We start from the raw sequence: 16,466 nt of genomic DNA, 5'->3' as shown, positions 1-16,466 counted from the left end.
CATGGGCGGTCGACGACATTGGCCGACCGGCATATGCGACCGGCGTCCCCGGCGGGAGCTGCATCGTTAAGCTCCATTGTAAACGAAACGCTTCCTATAAACTATTAATTTTTTTCAGAATGTTTAAGATTTCAGCACATTACTTGCAAATATAGTAGTGCTCTGCTATATTACGAATGATTAAAAGGCTCTTCGGGGCTTTATTTTTTACTTACAGAGTATATAAAATCGGTCGCCGGTGCTGCGTATATGCGCATATATCCGCGTAGTCACGTACCGGACGATGATGAGGAGAAAAAAGATGAAGAAACTCATGGCGATGCTTGTCCTGGCAGCGATGATCTGTATGGCAGTTGCAGGATGTGGTAAGAAGGCAGATGATCAGACACAGGAGACCGTAAAGGCAGCGGAGACCGCGCCGGATGGTTCGGCTGTTACGAAGGCGGCTGCAGAGGTAGAGACCAATGCAGAGAATGGTCTCCCGGCGAATCGTCAGCCGGATGCGACGGCACCGGTCGTAGATACCGTGATGGTATATGCGATGGTCAATGGCAAGATGTCTCAGGTGATGGATTCCGTAGAGGAGCTCAACGAGCAGGCACTGCTTGATAAGCTGATCGAGCTGGGCACCGTCGCAGAGGGCACGACCCTCGTCAGCTTCGAGAAGGTCGATACGGGTGAGACCGTTCTGGCCGGCCCGGGCGCTCCGGAGGGACAGGATACCATGGCGGTACAGGATGGTGTACTGACACTGTCCGGTTTTAAGCCGGGTGAGGGCCTCGATGAGGCAACTGCAGAGAAGGCTGTAGCCGACACCTACGCTGCAAACTTCGAGCTGAACCAGTGCACTGTAACACTTCAGTAAGACACGAGACGAAAACACCGCAGGGCCTCCTGCGGCGTTTTTTCATATTCGGGGACCGATGAGAGGAGGAAGCATGAATTTTAAACGTTTGGCAGCCATGGTACTCTGTGTCGTGACGATGTTCGGGGCGACAGCGTGGACCGGTGGTACAGAGACATACGCGGCGAGCGTCGTGGGCCGAGGCATGACGCGGACGGGCAGTCCGGCGGGGGACAATGTCTCCGGCGCAGGCAGCAGCACCTCCGCGGGCAGTGCCTCGGGCGCAGACAGCGGCGAGCTCCGCGGTGCGTGGTTTTCCTACCTCGACTGGCAGAACATGCCGACGGATGAGGCGGGCTTCAAGGCCGCGGCAGATCAGGTGATGTCCGACATCCAGAAGAACGGCATGAATGCGATTTTCTGCCATGTGCATAGTCACTCGGATGCGTATTATCCGTCCTCCGTACTTCCGACATCGAAGTTTCTCCCTGGAAACGGCCGCTTCGACGCACTCCAGTACATGATCGACAGCGCGCACCGGCACGGCCTCCGCTTCCATGCGTGGTTCAACCCGTACCGCGTGACGGGCTACCAGATGAAGTGGTCGGATGTGCCGGCGGGCTCCATCGTGAAGCAGTGGTATGCGTCCGGCAACCGGAACGTGCTGCTCTTCGACGGGAACTATTACCTGAATCCGGCACAGCCGGCGGTGCGTGATCTCGTCGTCTCCTCGATCCGCGAGGTACTCACGAAGTATGCGATCGATGGCGTGCAGTTCGACGACTACTTCTACCCGGATCTCGGAAAGGATGCCGCGACGAACTTCGATTACCCGGAGTACCAGCTCTACAGCGGGAACGCGTCGATCACGGAGTGGCGGAAGGCCAATGTCTCGGCCCTCATCGCCGCCGTGTACCAGACCGTGCATGCGGTCCGTCCGTCTGCGGTGTTCGGCGTGAGCCCGGTGGGGCCGCTCCGGAATCTGCGAAGTGAGAAGAGTTACTTCGTAGACATTGACACATGGATGAGTCACACGGGCTACATCGACTACGTGCTCCCGCAGATCTACTTCGATTTCGAGCAGAAGACCGGCAGCGGTGTGGCGTCGGATGCTGCGTATGCGAACTGCCTCGGCAGCTGGCTGCAGCTTCGTCAGAAGACCGGTGGGAAGGTGAAGCTCTACGTCGGCCTCGCACTCTACAAGTGCGGCACCTCTGCCTGGGACGGCAATGCGAAGCCGGAGTGGCTCCGCCGCAGTGATATCCTCCTCCGGGAGGTGCAGCTCGCACGACAGAGCGGCCAGGTGAGCGGCTTCGGCATCTATGCGTACCAGAACTTCGATGATGCTGCGGCACAGGCAGAGCTCGCGAACTTAAGGATGGTATTTCAGTGATGACCTGGACCGAGTTCACCAGTCGATTTCCGATACAGTTAAATCAGCAGCAGGAGAGCGCCGTACAGTCCGTCGAGGGCCCGGTGCTTCTTCTCGCGGTGCCGGGCTCTGGTAAAACGACCGTGCTCGTGACGCGGCTCGGCTATATGATTTTCTGTAAGGGCATCGCACCGGAGCGGATCCTGACGGTGACCTATACGGTAGCGGCGACGAAGGACATGGCGGAGCGCTTCGCATGCCGCTTCGGAGCACAGATGGCCGGGCGCCTCGAGTTCCGCACCATCAACGGCATCTGTGCCCGCGTGATCCAGTACTGCAGCTGGAAGAGCGGTCGAACCGCGTTTTCGCTGCTCACCGATGAAAAGCGCATCGCTGCGATGCTCGCCGGCATCTACCAGCGGATCGAGCACAGCTATCCGACCGAGAGCGACCTGCAGAATGTCCGCACCCTCATCACCTTCATCAAGAACCGTATGCTTGGGGAGGAGGAAATCCGGACGCTCGAAAAGGACGCGGAGATCCAGCTTCTCCGGATCTATAAGGCATACAATGCAGAGCTCCGGGAGCATCAGCTCATGGATTACGACGACCAGATGGTCTATGCCTATACCATGCTGCAGCGCTTCCCGTGGCTGCGCGAGCATTTCCAGCAGCAGTACCCGTACATCTGTGTCGATGAGGCCCAGGACACCTCGAAGATCCAGCACGCCATCATCGCCCTCCTCGCGTCCCGGACCGAAAACCTCTTCATGGTCGGCGACGAGGATCAGAGCATCTACGGCTTCCGTGCGGCCTATCCCGATGCGCTTCTCGAGTTTGAGCAGCATCATCCCGGTGCCCGGGTCCTCCTGATGGAAGAGAATTTCCGTTCGGATGCCAGCATCGTCCGCGCCGCTGACCGCTTCATCCAGAAGAACACCCTGCGCCACGAAAAGCACATGCAGCCCGCCCGACCGAAGCAGCGCGAGATCCGGGAAATCCCGCTCGCGAACCGGAAGGCCCAGTACAGCTATCTCCTGAAGGTGGCGGAGGGCTGTACGGCCGCGTATGCAGCGGATCAGGAACAACGGGCGGTCGCAGCCGACGAAGTGAAGGAGAGAGCGGATGGCGGCCCGGCGACCGACACGCTGCACGCGGACAGGCGTAGAAGCTTGTCTCCGATCGCGGTCCTCTACCGGGATCACGAATGCGCGCTCCCACTGATCGACCTCCTCGAACGAAACGGCGTGCCATATAAGATGCGGAACGCCGACATTGGCTTCTTCACGAACCGGGTCGTACTCGACATCTGCAACATCATTCGCCTCGCCGAGAACCCGCTGAACACGGAGCTTTTCATGCAGCTCTACTACAAGCTCGGCACCTATCTGCGCAAGCAGGATGCGCAGAGCATCGCAGACATCAGTCAGCTCGAGGGCCTCTCCGTCTGGGATGTGGCGCTCAAACACGGCGGGCTCAATGCCTATACCAAGGGAAAGGTCCGCGCCATTCAGACCCATATGCGGAACCTGCGGAAGGAGAGCGCCGGCCGCGCGGTTTATCGCATCGTCGAGTACATGGGCTATCGTGAGTACATGGAGCGAAGCGAGATCAAGGACACGAAGCTTGACATCCTCCGCATCCTCGCGGATCAGGAGGACAGCCCGCGCCATCTCGTCGACCGCCTCGAGAAGCTCCGACAGGTCCTGAAGGAGAAGTCGTCGGAGCGGGACTGCCCGTTCATCCTCTCGACCATCCATGCCAGCAAGGGCCTCGAGTACGACAGCGTGTATCTCCTCGACGTCATCGACGGTGTCCTCCCGGCGCAGATTCCGAAGGACCTGAAAAAGGCCGAAAAGGCGGAGCTCGAAGCCTACGAAGAAGAGCGACGCCTCTTCTATGTCGGCATCACCCGCGCGAAGGACCAGCTGTACGTCTTCACGATGAAGACCCAGCACTCCAGCTTCTGCGATGAGCTCTTCCAGCGGATGCCGAAGAAGAGCAGCGTGAAGCCGGCCCCGACGTACAGCGGCACCGCACCCAGCAGCTGGAGCGGCTACATCAGCATCACCGGACGTAACCGGCGCTGAGGGTAACAGTTCAGACAGAGGACCCTAAATGCGTCATCGATCGCCAGTCCTCAATGCCGGATGCTGTCGCCCGCGCCTTCGGCCCCGATTCTTGCATTTACGCCCTAAATAAATTATAGTTAATAAGTTAATGCACCCACATACGGTGCGCAGATCTATACATCAGGTCGCCTTCCATTCGGGCGCCCGGAAAGCGAGTATTATGGAAAAGAAACCTTACTACATCACCACGGCGATTGCCTATGCATCCGGCAAGCCGCATATCGGAAACACATATGAGATCGTCCTGGCTGACGCCATCGCACGATACAAGAGATTCCAGGGCTACGACGTCCAGTTCCAGACCGGAACCGACGAGCATGGCCAGAAGATCGAGGAGAAGGCCGCTGCTGCCGGCATGACACCGAAGGCCTTCGTCGACAAGACCGCAGGTGACATCAAGACCATCTGGGATCTTATGAACACCTCCTACGACAAGTTCATCCGTACCACCGACGACTACCACGAGAAGCAGGTACAGAAGATGTTCAAGAAGATGTACGACAAGGGCGACATCTACAAGTCCGAGTACGAGGGCTGGTACTGTACCCCATGTGAGTCCTTCTGGACCGATTCTCAGCTCGTGGACGGCAAGTGCCCGGACTGCGGACGCCCGGTACAGAAGGAGCGTGAGGAGGCTTACTTCTTCCGGATGAGCAAGTACGCGGACCGTCTCATGCAGTACTACGACGAGCATCCGGAGTTCATCCAGCCGGTATCCCGTAAGAACGAGATGGTCAACAACTTCCTGAAGCCGGGTCTCCAGGATCTCTGCGTCTCCAGAACCACCTTCAAGTGGGGAATCCCGGTCGTCGAGGACCCGAAGCACGTCGTATATGTATGGCTCGACGCGCTCACGAACTATATCACCGGTCTTGGCTATGATGCAGACGGAAACAGCGACCCGATGTTCGACAAGTTCTGGCCGGCGGATCTCCACCTCATCGGTAAGGACATCATCCGCTTCCATACCATCTACTGGCCGATCTTCCTGATGAGCCTCGACCTTCCGCTTCCGAAGAAGGTCTTCGGCCACCCGTGGCTCCTGACCGCCGCCGGTAAGTCACAGGAAGGCATCAAGATGTCGAAGTCCCGTGGCAACGTGATCTACGCCGACGACCTCGCGAAGCTCTTCGGTGTCGATGCCGTCCGTTTCTTCGTCATCCACGAGATGCCGTACGAGAACGATGGTGTCATCTCCTGGGAGCTCATGGTCGAGCGTTACAACTCCATGCTCGCAAACATCCTCGGAAACCTCGTGAAGCGTACCATCTCGATGAGCAACAAGTACTTCGACGGCGTCGTCGAGGACAAGGGCGTGACCGGCCCGATGGATGAGGATCTGAAGAACACCATCCTCCAGGCGGTGAAGACCACGAGCGAGAAGATGGATCAGCTCCGCGTCGCCGACGCCCTGACCGCTGTGTTCGATATCTTCCGTCGCTCTAACAAGTACATCGACGAGACGGAGCCGTGGGTGCTTGCGAAGGACCCGGCACAGGCCGATCGCTTAAAGACCGTTATGTACAACCTCACCGAGGCGCTCAACATCGGTGCGTCGCTCCTTGAGAGCTTCATGCCGGAGACCGCCGAGTCCATCCTTTCTGAGCTCCATGCCGAGAAGCGTGCCCTCGAGGATATGGATCGCTGGGGTCTCTACAAGTCCGGTACGAAGGTAACCGATGCACCGGCGACCCTGTTCGAGCGTAAAAAGGAAGAGGAGGTTATGGTCGAGGTCGAGAAGATCGAGGCAGCGCAGCGTGCACAGTACGAGGCGCAGCAGGCGAAGGATGCCGCCGTTTCTTCCGAGGCCAATGCAGGCGACCAGGCAGCAGATACCGACGCAGAAGGCGATGGCATGCCAGAGGAGATCCTAGAGAACGGTGACTGTGCACCGGATACGCACATCGCGACTCCGGAAGCAAAGCCGGAAATCACCTTCGAGGACTTCGATAAGGTCGAGCTCCGTATCGGAAAGATCCTTCACGCAGAGGAGGTTCCGAAGTCGAAGAAGCTCCTGAAGCTCAGTGTGCAGGTCGGTGCCGAGACACGTACGATTCTCAGCGGTATCAAGAAGTCCTACAAGCCGGAGGACCTCGTCGGTAAGCGCGTGATGATCGTCGCCAACCTCGCTCCGCGGAAGATCGCAGGTGAAGAGTCCCAGGGTATGATCGTAGCGGCAGAGGATGATGATGGAAACATTGCCCTTATGAGCCCGATGGCGAAGATGCCGAGCGGTTGTCTCATCGGCTGATGTATAAACACGACCGGCGCGCAGGAAACTGTGTTCCGGTCGTCGCTTAAAATTATGTCTACATATCAAAGTGTTTTAAAAAGCACCCGAAAAGGAATCGGACTGTCCGGTGGCCTCCTGAAGCTCTTCGCGACCCTCATGATGACCGCGTACAGCTTCGCGGTCGTCATCATTAAGAACGGCAAGCTCTACGGATACTCCAAGGAATACTATCAGATGGCGATCGCCACGGCGGAAGGGATGCGCTGGCTCCGGCTCTACGACATCCTTCATTTCTGCGGCTTTTTCTGCTTCCCGATCTTCGCATTTCTCTGCGTCGAAGGTTTCATCCATACGTCCGACTTCTGGAAATATTTCGGACGTATGCTCGTGTTCGCACTGCTGAGCGAGGTTCCATTCGACCTCTGTATGTACAACGAGACCTATCACTTCGCGCTGCAGAACCCGATGCTCACACTCGCACTCGGACTCCTCGTGATGTATGGCATGAAACAGAACCGGAAGCGCATAGAGCGGAAGTGGCTCTGTGTCGTGGCCGGCTGTGCCGCCGCCTATATCGCACATCTCCAGTTCGGCGTGTTTGCGATCCTCGGTATGGCACTCATGTATAATTTTCATAAGGAGAAGACCCTGCAGATTGCGAGTGGCGTCCTGACCACCGCCGCCGGCTCCGTCAGCGCCCACTTCCTGCCGGTCCTCTGCTTCCTGCCGATCGGGTTCTACAACGGCGAGCGTGGCCGCTTGCATCCGAAGTGGCTCTTCTACCTTTATTACCCGCTCCACCTCACCGCGTTCTACCTGATGATCTATATCGGTGCGTTACTTTAGAAAAAATTAATGGGGTCTGACCCCATTAATTTTTTCTTACATGAACTTAAGGATTTCGTAAGGTGGTCTGACCCCATTAAATTTTTATGAAAGAATCAAGTGAAATTTTTGACACCCACGCACACCTCTGCGATGCGGCCTTCGATGATGAGCGCGAGGCGATCATCGCGGATCTCGGCGACCATGGCGTCGGTGCGTTTACAGAGATCGGCTTCGATCTACCGTCGAGTCGCGCGGCGCTTGCGCTCGCGGAGCGCTATCCGCAGGTCTATGCGGCGGTGGGCTTCCATCCGGACCACAGTGATCATCTGCGCGACGAGGATGTGGAAACGCTTCGGCAGATGGTGGAAAATAATCAGAAAATCGTGGCGATCGGCGAGATCGGCCTGGACTACCACTATACACGTGAAGGTATTTTGCGGCGGGCCGCCGCTTCCGGACAGGAACCGGACCCGGAGAGTCTCGCGACGGCCGATCCGGAGCCGGAGATTCAGAAGGCCTGCTTCCGACGGATGCTCCAGCTTGCGCGTGCGCTCGGGCTTCCGATCAATGTGCACTCGCGGGAAGCAGCGCAGGATACCTACGATCTCATCGTGGAGGAGCACGGATATGAAAATTCCGGCATCATCCACTGCTTCGGTTATCCGGTGGAGATGGCCGAGCGCTTCGTGAAGCTCGGCTTATATGTCGGTGTCGGCGGTGTCGTCACCTTTAAGAATGCCCGAAAGCTGAAGGAAGTGGTGGCGCGCATCCCGATCGAGCGCATCGTCCTCGAGACGGACTGCCCGTACATGGCACCGGTACCGAAGCGCGGCACCCGGAACGATCCACGAAATCTCCCGTATGTCGTAGAGGAAATCGCGGCGCTTCGCCAGATGGATCCGGCGGAGGTCATCCGCATCACCACCGAAAACGCGAAGCGCGTGTATCGCATCAGTGAATAAAGAAAACGCAGGCGGTCGTCCTCCGCGTAACCATGGTCAATGGCTCCGGAAGAACGACCGCCTGCGTTTTTATATTCTTGACGTACTGTGTTTCCAGGAAGCATTCACGGTCGCGATCTGCTCGGCGGTGCGGTAGCTGCACGGCTTTTTTCTATAGTGACGGCCTACGGTTCTGGAGATACGTAAGCAGCGTCCGGCTGACGACGGAGCTCGCTGTTTTTGAGAAGGCGAGGCCGAGGGTGCGGCAGGAGGCCGGCTCGAGCGGGCGGGAGACGACGCCGGGACAGCCGAAGGCCTGCATGACGAGCTCCTGCGAGATGGTGACGCCGAGGCCGCTCCGCACGAAGGCCATGATGAGCGGATCGTCGCGGAAGCTGTAGGCGATGTCCGGTTTCACCGGACACTTATGGATGAGGTGCTGGATGTCGTTATCACAGCCCGGGGTCTCGATAATCAGTGGATACTGAAACAGCTGCGGCAGGGTCACGCTTTCCTGCGCTGCCAGCGGATGCCCTTCCGGGAACACCGCGCAGAGCGGGTCATCGAGGAGCGGATAGAAGGCGAGATCATCTGCGACGATCGACGAGAGGAAGCCGCAGTCGATCTGTCCGTGGATGATCCAGTCGCGGATCTCGTCGTAGTTTCCATCCAGGATCGCCATCTCCACCTTCGGATAGTGTTTCTTAAAATAATGTACGACCTCCGGCATCCAGCGGGTGGTGATGCTGGAAATGCTGCCGACGCGCAGCTTTCCCTCAACCTTATGGTTGATGTTGAACGCCGCCTGGCGCAGCCGGTCCTTCTGGTTCGCGAGCTCCCGCACATAGGGAAGCAGCCGTGTGCCGTTGTCGGTCAATGTCACGCCGCGGTTGATGCGGGCGAAGAGCTGTACGCCCAGTTCCTCCTCGAGCCCCGCCATCATCTGGCTGATGCCGGACTGCGTATAGTTCAGTGCCTCGGCGGCCTTCGAAAAGCTGCCGGTCTCGCAGACCTTCAGAAATATCTCATATCGATCCTTCAGTTCCCGCATGATCAGAATCTCCATTGCTGCTATTTGGGCCAGCCGACAAACGGCTTCACATGTCGTCGATGTGGCACATCTACCAGGTATCAGTAAAATTAATATCCCGTCATAAAATCATTCGTTTCACTGATATAATACCCCATGCTATCTTATATTGCAAAAGATTATAGTAATCAGGGAGTCTTATAACTATGGAAAAGAAGTCAAGCAGTTTCTCAGGACAGATCGGATTCGTTCTTGCGGCGGCCGGCAGTGCCGTCGGCGTCGGTAATCTCTGGCGTTTCCCGTACCTCGCAGCGAAGGACGGCGGTGGGCTCTTCCTGCTGGTCTATCTCGTGCTGGTGCTGACCTTCGGCTTCACGCTGCTGACCTCCGACATCGCGATCGGACGACGCACGAAGCAGAGCGCCATCGGTGCCTATGCGACGATGAATCCGAAGTGGAAATTCCTCGGCATCCTGACCTTTCTCGTGCCGGTGCTGATCATGACCTACTATGCGGTTATCGGCGGATGGATCACGAAGTATGCTGTTGCGTATCTTTCGGGGCATGCGGCCGCTACGGCAGAGGATGGCTACTTTACAGGCTTTATTACCTCCCCGGTTTCACCGGTGGTGTTCGCCCTTCTGTTCATGGGCATCACCGCTATTATCGTATATAACGGTGTCGAGGGCGGCATCGAGCGTGTATCCCGCTGCATGATGCCGATCCTGCTCGTGCTGGTGATTGTGATCGCGGGCTATGCATTGACCTTGCATCATGAAGATGCCTCCGGACAGGTGCGTACCGGCATGGATGGTCTCCGTTACTACCTCACCCCGCATCTCGAAGGCCTGACCCTCGGCCGCTTCCTGCAGATTCTGCTCGATGCGATGAGCCAGCTGTTCTTCTCCCTCAGTGTATCGATGGGCATCATGATCACCTACGGCTCCTATGTAAAGCCGGAGGTCAATCTGAACACCTCCGTGAATCAGATCGAGATCTTCGATACCGGCGTCGCACTGATCGCCGGCGCGATGATCATCCCGGCAGTGTATGTGTTCTCCGGTACGGAAGGCATGAGCGCCGGTCCGAGCCTGATGTTTGTGTCCCTTCCGAAGGTCTTTGCAGCGATGGGGAAGGCTGGCGTCTTCGTCGGCATACTTTTCTTCGTCACTGCGATCTTCGCGACGCTCACCTCCTGCATCTCCGTGCTCGAATCCATCACCGCGAACTGCATGGAGATCTTCCACACCGGTCGTAAGAAGACGGTGCTGGTACTGTCGGTCATCTACCTCGCAGCGTCAGCCATCATCGCCCTCGGCTACAGCATCTTCTACTTTGAAGTGCAGCTGCCGAACGGCTCTGTCGGCCAGCTGCTCGACATCATGGACTACGTCAGCAACAGCGTGATGATGCCCTTCATCGCACTGCTGTCTACCCTCCTGCTCGGCTGGGTTGTGACGCCGAACTACGTCGTCGATGAAATGGAGCGGAACGGCGAGACGTTCCACCGGAAAAAGCTCTACTGCATCATGATTCGCTTCGTGGCACCGTTCCTCATGCTGATCCTCTTTCTGCAGTCGACCGGCATCCTCGCATGATATACATTGTGAGGACGAGATGATCTGAATTATGTATAACAAAAATCCGAATCCTTCTCGATAAAGCGCATGCCATACATGATATGACGGCCGGAAGAAGGACTCGGATTTTTCTGCGTTTATGTAAACGAATCAGAGCACATGTGTGTAAATAAAAAACTTCGGGGCCAGGTGTATCCACGTCACATAGAAGGATCCTCTTAGTGCTGCTACGTTCCCGTCCTGACACGGTTCGAGGGATCTATTGCGTGGGGCCCAGCGCCCGAAGCATAGAAAGTATAGCTGAAAATCGCGGAAATGGCAAGCTATACTTGACATCCTGTGATATAATACCTTGATTCATGGTAACAGTTTAGACAGGCAGGGGACCCGCAGGGGCGGCAACGGAACTGTTATGATTCATAGTGATGTGAGGTTTTTATGAGCTTTTCGAGTCTGATTTTCATAGCGCTGTTTCTGCCGGTTTTCATGATCGCTTCTGTGCTTGCGCGTGGAAATCAGCGGAAGAACCTCGTGCTGCTCCTCTTTTCTCTGATTTTCTATGCCTTCGCGGGGCTCACGAAGCTTGCGCTGCTCCTCATGGTGACGATGCTCGCCTGGTTCAGCGGGCAGCGCATCGGACGGGCGCTACAGTTCGCGGCTTCGGAAAATCCGGACTATCAGGAGGGCGATGATGATTTCCAGAGTCCGGACGCGGAGCGGATCCGTGTCGAGGGGCAGAGGCGTGCCCGTGCGTGGCTGATCCTCGCGCTCGTGCTGCTGATCGCGGTGCTTCTCTTTTATAAGCTTGCCGGACCGATCTGCCGGAGTCTGTTTCTGACCAATGCAGACGACCTGGACGCAGGTGGTGGTGCCACGACGGGAATGGCTGCGGCCATCCTCGCGTATGTCCGAAACATTGGCCTCCCACTCGGCATTTCCTTCTATATATTTAAGCTGATCAGCTACGTCGCCGACGTCTATACGAAAAAGACGGAGCCGGGCGATTTCTTCCATGTGCTGCTCTATACCGTGACCTTCCACCAGGTGGCGCAGGGCCCGATCACGCGCTTCGGCGAGATGGCCGAGGAGATGGACCATCGGCGCGCGGATGCCGAGGATCTGGTAGAGGGCCTCTGGCGCTTTATGGTGGGCCTCGCGAAGAAGACCGTACTCGCGGATCATCTCGGCACACTCGCGGAGACCTTCCTGCCGCTCGCCGGTAACACCACGTTCTCCGTCGGCGGTGCCTACCTCGGTGCGCTCTGCTACATGCTGCAGCTCTATCTTGATTTCTCAGCCTACTCCGACATGGCGCTCGGCCTCGGTCGGATGATCGGCTTCCACTATCCGGAAAACTTCAACTATCCATATATCGCGGTTTCTGTGCGTGACTTCTGGCGTCGCTGGCACATTTCGCTGAGCCGTTTCTTCCGGGATTATGTATACATCCCGCTGGGCGGGAATCGTGTATCGACCGGACGGCTGATGCTGAATCTGCTTGCCGTTTGGGCGTTGACCGGCTTCTGGCATGGCAGCAGCTGGAATTTTATCCTCTGGGGACTTTACTACTTCGTCTTCATCGCGATCGAGAATTTCGTGAAGAAATTCCAGAAAGCGAAGGCAGTGTCTGGCACAGACGCTACGGACGGCGCAGTTGCCGCTGCAGGCCCGGCTTCAGCTGCGGACACGAAGCGCAACGCGCAGGCACCGCGTCGCTCGCCGCTGCCGGCGCTCACGCGTGCGCTTGGTCACCTCTACACCCTGATCGTCGTGTTCTTCGGCTGGGTGCTGTTCCGCTTCAGTGATTTCCAGGTGCTGCGCGAGGTGCTCCGCACGATGTTCTTCCTGAGCGGACGTGCGACGGTCGATGCGGCGGAGCTTTTGACCCTCCGCAGTAATCTGTTCTTCCTGATCTTTTCCATCATCGCCTGCACACCACTCGGTGCCCGTCTCGCCGCGAAGCTGCGGGCGTTCTATGATGCGAGCCTTCAGCAGGAGGCGCGCGAGAAGCAGCAGCTCGAGCGTGAGAAGGCGCGTTATCAGAAGGAAACCGAGATCGATCAGCAGGTGCAGCGCCTCGACGCCAGCATCGAGGGCCTCGAGGAGGAAGACGCCGAGAATCACGAGCGCGTCGCTACCCGGATGAAGCGCCGCATCACGAAGAGCAGCGAAGCCCGTCGCCGGAGCGAGGGCCTGTACTACGGTCTCCGCCTCCTCCTGATGCTCCTGCTCCTCGCACTCTCCATCGTCTCGATGGTCGGCGCCAGCTACACCCCGTTCCTGTATAATCAGTTCTGATGTCTCCGGCGACCCGCGGGCGTCGCGCGTAAAGCGCTGCGCCCGTTCCACGTCCATGGCATCCCGCGACCGGCTGAGCCGCCGGCCTATCGAAAAGCATGAAACCAGTTTCTGAAAATGAACATGAAAAACCGCATAAAGAGATGCGCGGCGTTCAGATCGTTGCGGTCGCCGCAGCGCTGATCGCCACCGTACTTCTCGGCATTGGCCTCGCCCTGCCACTCCGCCCGACGTACTCTGCCTCCGAGAAGCGCGCCCTCGCGAGCTTTCCGACCGCGACCACGGAGACCCTCCTGTCCGGTGCGTACTTCACAGACCTCGCGACCTGGTTCTCCGACACCTTTCCGTGCCGCGAGACCCTGCTCAGCCTCGGCGCGAAGCTCGAGAGCCTCTATGGCCCGCAGGGTGAGTCCTTCTACGGAAACCGGTCCACGGCCGTCGCGGATACGATTCCGGAGACCGCCGAGTCGCTCGCGCCGGTCATGACCCTCGCCGCTGCGGAGCCGGAGGGCGCCGCGGATGAGGCCAATGCTTCGGCCACGCCATCGTCACTTGCACATGACAAGTCGGCGACGGGTGCGCTCGATCAGTATGCCGCCCTCGTCGAGACGAATGCCGACGGTACGCTGAAGGAGAAAAAGGCAGAAAAAGCGGAGGTGAACGGCGAGCAGGCCGGCAGCATCTACGTCACGAACCACCGCGGCTACGAAATCTACTATTATAATCAGGGCGGTGCAGTGAAGTATGCGTCCATGATCAACACCTATCGGGCGCGCTTCCCGAAGTGTGAGGTCTACGATATCCTCGTGCCGAACAGCTTCGGCGTCGAGCTCGACCGCAGCACGCAGGCGGCGCTCGGCTCCAGCAACATGGAGGACGCGTTCAACTACATCTACAGCATGATCGATCCGGAGGTCCATAAGGTGTCCGTCTTCGAGACGCTTCTGCAGCATAAGAACGAGTACATCTACTTCCATACCGACCACCACTGGACCGGACTCGGGGCGTACTATGCCTACATGCGCTTCTGCGATGCGAAGGGCATCGAGCCGCACAGCCTCCGGGACTACCAGAAGGAGAGCTTCGATGGCTTCTACGGCACCTTCTACTTCTCGACGAACCGCTCCGAGGCGCTAAAGCAGAACCCGGATACTGTCGAGGCCTGGCTGCCGATCGCGACGAACGAGATGGAGTACATCAACCAGATCGGCGAGCAGGGCCATGCCCAGGTCATCAACGACGTCACGAATTCGAACGCCGGCGACAAGTACAGCGCTTTCATCCATGGCGATAATCCGCTGACGGTCATCCATAATCCGCATCGAAGCGACGGCTCGGCCTGCGTCCTCATCAAGGAATCCTATGGCAATGCCTTCGCTCCGTACCTCGTGGATCACTATGAGGATGTCTATGTCGTCGACTATCGTCACTTCGAGGGCAGCATCGCGCAGCTGATCGAGGAGTACGGTGTGCAGGATATCATCTTCTTAAATAACGTGATGGCGCTCAGCGAGCGGGCATCCGGGATGATGATGGGACTGCTCGGGTGAGCGCCTGGAGGGCTGGCAGCAGAAACGCAGTACCCCGAGCTCGGAAGACTCTAAAATTCCAGTCCTCCGGGCTCTCATGCCCGAGCGGTTACCGGCAGCAGAAGCAAAAAGTACAAACGCTTGCAAAAGCGTGTACACTCACTTATAATTTATAAGATTTAACAGTCTGAATAATGCGGTTCTTATGCTCTGCGCATAGGAAACTTACAGGAGATATATGGAACAGTTTATCATGAAAGGTGGCACCCCTCTTCACGGCGAGGTCGTGATCGGCGGGGCGAAGAATGCCGCACTGGGCATCATCGCCGGCGCACTTTTAACAGATGAAGATGTGATTATAGAGAATCTGCCGGACGTGCGTGACATCAACGTTATGCTTGAGGCATTGAAGGAGATCGGCGCCGTCGTCGAGCGTATCGATCGTCATACCGCGAAGATCAGCGCCGTGGGCGTGACGAGCGTATCGATCGACGACGAGTACATCCGGAAGATCCGGGCATCCTACTACTTTATCGGCGCACTGCTGGGCAAGCATCACATGGCGGATGTTCCGCTTCCGGGCGGCTGTGCGATCGGTTCCCGTCCAATCGACCAGCACATCAAGGGCTTCCGGGCCCTCGGTGCGAAGGTAGAGATCCGGAACGGCTGTGTACAGGCCGCTGCCTCCGAAGGACTTCACTCTTCCCACATCTACCTCGACGTCGTATCCGTCGGCGCGACCATCAACATCATGCTGGCTGCCGTCCTCGCAGAGGGCAGAACCATCATCGAGAACGTGGCGAAGGAGCCGCACATCGTCGATGTCGCGAACTTCCTGAACTCGATGGGGGCCAACATCAAGGGCGCCGGTACGGATACGATCCGCATCCGTGGCGTCCGCCGCCTGCATGGCACGACCTACGCCGTCATCCCGGACCAGATCGAGGCAGGCACCTTCATGTGTGCCGCCGCGGCGACCCGTGGTGACATCCTGATCAAGAACGTCATCCCGAAGCACCTGGAGTCGATCACCGCGAAGCTGCTCGAGATGGGCAACACGGTCTATGAGTACGATGAGGCCGTACGCGTCGTGGGCGCGCCGGTGCAGCATCCGACCGATGTGAAGACGCTCCCGTATCCGGGCTTCCCGACCGACATGCAGCCGCAGATGTCCGTGACCCTGGCCCTCGCCGATGGCACCTCGGTCGTCACCGAATCCATCTTCGAGAACCGCTTCAAGTATGTCGATGAGCTCGCGCGTATGGGCTCGAACATCAAGGTGGAGGGGAACGTCTCCGTCATCGATGGTGTGAAGCGCTTTACGGGTGCCAGTGTCAATGCACTCGACCTCCGCGCTGGTGCCGCTCTCGTCATCGCCGGCCTCGCCGCAGATGGCATCACGACGGTCCGCGACATCGTCTACATCCAGCGTGGCTATGAGCACTTCGAGCAGAAGCTGCAGGCCCTCGGCGCACAGATCGAGCTGGTGGACAGTGAGCGCGAGGCGCAGAAGTTCCGGCTGAAGATCGGCTGACGTAGAAAGAGACAAATCATATAGCTTGTGTAGAATAGAAACTGTTTTCAACAGGGTCTGAAAGAACATCGCCGTGCAGGCGGCACAGCTTGGGATACGAAAAGACAGTGTTGAGTCCATGATTCGATACTGTCTTTTGTGAATT

The 16,466-nt window shown here is 57.7% G+C and carries 11 protein-coding genes and 1 other RNA gene; 10 read left to right on the top strand and 2 right to left on the bottom strand.

All coding sequences use genetic code 11. The annotated features are described in order from the left end of the window. Window positions 1–301: 301 nt before the first annotated feature. The 6 genes from ACTQ52_RS01310 (at window position 302) to ACTQ52_RS01285 (ending at window position 8,371) form a co-directional block, all read left to right on the top strand. Window positions 302–865 carry a hypothetical protein gene (locus ACTQ52_RS01310; RefSeq protein WP_441981553.1) on the top strand — a complete coding sequence of 188 codons (564 nt, stop codon included), beginning with the start codon at window positions 302–304 and terminating at the stop codon, window positions 863–865. A gap of 73 nt (window positions 866–938) precedes the next feature. After that, the gene (locus ACTQ52_RS01305; RefSeq protein ID WP_441981552.1) at window positions 939–2,237 is read left to right on the top strand and encodes a glycoside hydrolase family 10 protein; all 1,299 of its coding nucleotides are present in this window, start codon (window positions 939–941) and stop codon (window positions 2,235–2,237) included. Continuing rightward, window positions 2,237–4,306: an ATP-dependent helicase gene (locus ACTQ52_RS01300; protein WP_441981571.1), complete on the top strand. Its 2,070-nt coding sequence runs from the start codon at window positions 2,237–2,239 to the stop codon at window positions 4,304–4,306. Before ACTQ52_RS01305 ends, ACTQ52_RS01300 begins: the two co-directional genes overlap by 1 nt. A gap of 202 nt (window positions 4,307–4,508) precedes the next feature. After that, window positions 4,509–6,599, top strand: a complete 2,091-nt coding sequence (gene metG, locus ACTQ52_RS01295; protein ID WP_410043147.1) for a methionine--tRNA ligase — start codon at window positions 4,509–4,511, stop codon at window positions 6,597–6,599. 54 nt (window positions 6,600–6,653) lie between these two features. Beyond that, window positions 6,654–7,427, top strand: a complete 774-nt coding sequence (locus ACTQ52_RS01290; RefSeq protein ID WP_410043146.1) for a TraX family protein — start codon at window positions 6,654–6,656, stop codon at window positions 7,425–7,427. An 86-nt stretch (window positions 7,428–7,513) separates the two neighbouring features. Continuing rightward, window positions 7,514–8,371 (top strand): TatD family hydrolase, encoded by an 858-nt coding sequence (locus ACTQ52_RS01285; RefSeq protein WP_441981551.1) that lies wholly within the window; start codon window positions 7,514–7,516, stop codon window positions 8,369–8,371. Between the two features lie 151 nt (window positions 8,372–8,522). On the opposite strand, the gene ACTQ52_RS01280 is transcribed toward ACTQ52_RS01285, so the two are convergent. Further along, window positions 8,523–9,401 (bottom strand): LysR family transcriptional regulator, encoded by an 879-nt coding sequence (locus ACTQ52_RS01280; protein ID WP_441226741.1) that lies wholly within the window; start codon window positions 9,399–9,401, stop codon window positions 8,523–8,525. A 185-nt stretch (window positions 9,402–9,586) separates the two neighbouring features. On the opposite strand from ACTQ52_RS01280, the gene ACTQ52_RS01275 reads away from it, so the two are divergent. Continuing rightward, window positions 9,587–10,978 carry a sodium-dependent transporter gene (locus ACTQ52_RS01275; protein ID WP_410043143.1) on the top strand — a complete coding sequence of 464 codons (1,392 nt, stop codon included), beginning with the start codon at window positions 9,587–9,589 and terminating at the stop codon, window positions 10,976–10,978. Window positions 10,979–11,140: 162 nt separating this feature from the next. On the opposite strand, the gene ffs is transcribed toward ACTQ52_RS01275, so the two are convergent. Next, window positions 11,141–11,239, bottom strand: an RNA gene (ffs, locus tag ACTQ52_RS01270) — signal recognition particle sRNA small type. A gap of 159 nt (window positions 11,240–11,398) precedes the next feature. On the opposite strand from ffs, the gene ACTQ52_RS01265 reads away from it, so the two are divergent. The 3 genes from ACTQ52_RS01265 to ACTQ52_RS01255 all read left to right on the top strand — a co-directional run bounded on the left by ACTQ52_RS01265 (window position 11,399) and on the right by ACTQ52_RS01255 (window position 16,321). After that, window positions 11,399–13,258: an MBOAT family O-acyltransferase gene (locus ACTQ52_RS01265; protein ID WP_410043142.1), complete on the top strand. Its 1,860-nt coding sequence runs from the start codon at window positions 11,399–11,401 to the stop codon at window positions 13,256–13,258. Between the two features lie 143 nt (window positions 13,259–13,401). Continuing rightward, window positions 13,402–14,808 (top strand): DHHW family protein, encoded by a 1,407-nt coding sequence (locus ACTQ52_RS01260; RefSeq protein WP_441981550.1) that lies wholly within the window; start codon window positions 13,402–13,404, stop codon window positions 14,806–14,808. 217 nt (window positions 14,809–15,025) lie between these two features. Next, window positions 15,026–16,321, top strand: coding sequence for a UDP-N-acetylglucosamine 1-carboxyvinyltransferase (locus ACTQ52_RS01255; protein ID WP_441981549.1), 1,296 nt, complete (start codon window positions 15,026–15,028; stop codon window positions 16,319–16,321). Window positions 16,322–16,466 lie beyond the last annotated feature (145 nt).

This window comes from Oribacterium sp. Sow4_G1_1 (assembly GCF_052116105.1).
In the GTDB taxonomy this organism is placed as follows: Bacteria; Bacillota; Clostridia; order Lachnospirales; family Lachnospiraceae; genus Oribacterium.
The sequence above is the reverse complement of the archived record's forward strand: the minus strand, read 5'-3'. Positions and strand labels throughout refer to the sequence as shown.

What these genes read in the sequence shown, in the direction of transcription:
- ACTQ52_RS01310 (WP_441981553.1), top strand. Translation starts at nt 302, where the DNA reads ATGAAGAAACTCATGGCGATGCTTGTCCTGGCAGCGATGATCTGTATG.
- ACTQ52_RS01300 (WP_441981571.1), top strand. Translation starts at nt 2,237, where the DNA reads ATGACCTGGACCGAGTTCACCAGTCGATTTCCGATACAGTTAAATCAG.
- ACTQ52_RS01305 (WP_441981552.1), top strand. Translation starts at nt 939, where the DNA reads ATGAATTTTAAACGTTTGGCAGCCATGGTACTCTGTGTCGTGACGATG.
- ACTQ52_RS01290 (WP_410043146.1), top strand. Translation starts at nt 6,654, where the DNA reads ATGTCTACATATCAAAGTGTTTTAAAAAGCACCCGAAAAGGAATCGGA.
- ACTQ52_RS01285 (WP_441981551.1), top strand. Translation starts at nt 7,514, where the DNA reads ATGAAAGAATCAAGTGAAATTTTTGACACCCACGCACACCTCTGCGAT.
- ACTQ52_RS01255 (WP_441981549.1), top strand. Translation starts at nt 15,026, where the DNA reads ATGGAACAGTTTATCATGAAAGGTGGCACCCCTCTTCACGGCGAGGTC.
- ACTQ52_RS01280 (WP_441226741.1), bottom strand. Translation starts at nt 9,401, where the DNA reads ATGCGGGAACTGAAGGATCGATATGAGATATTTCTGAAGGTCTGCGAG.
- ACTQ52_RS01260 (WP_441981550.1), top strand. Translation starts at nt 13,402, where the DNA reads ATGCGCGGCGTTCAGATCGTTGCGGTCGCCGCAGCGCTGATCGCCACC.
- ACTQ52_RS01265 (WP_410043142.1), top strand. Translation starts at nt 11,399, where the DNA reads ATGAGCTTTTCGAGTCTGATTTTCATAGCGCTGTTTCTGCCGGTTTTC.
- ACTQ52_RS01275 (WP_410043143.1), top strand. Translation starts at nt 9,587, where the DNA reads ATGGAAAAGAAGTCAAGCAGTTTCTCAGGACAGATCGGATTCGTTCTT.
- metG (WP_410043147.1), top strand. Translation starts at nt 4,509, where the DNA reads ATGGAAAAGAAACCTTACTACATCACCACGGCGATTGCCTATGCATCC.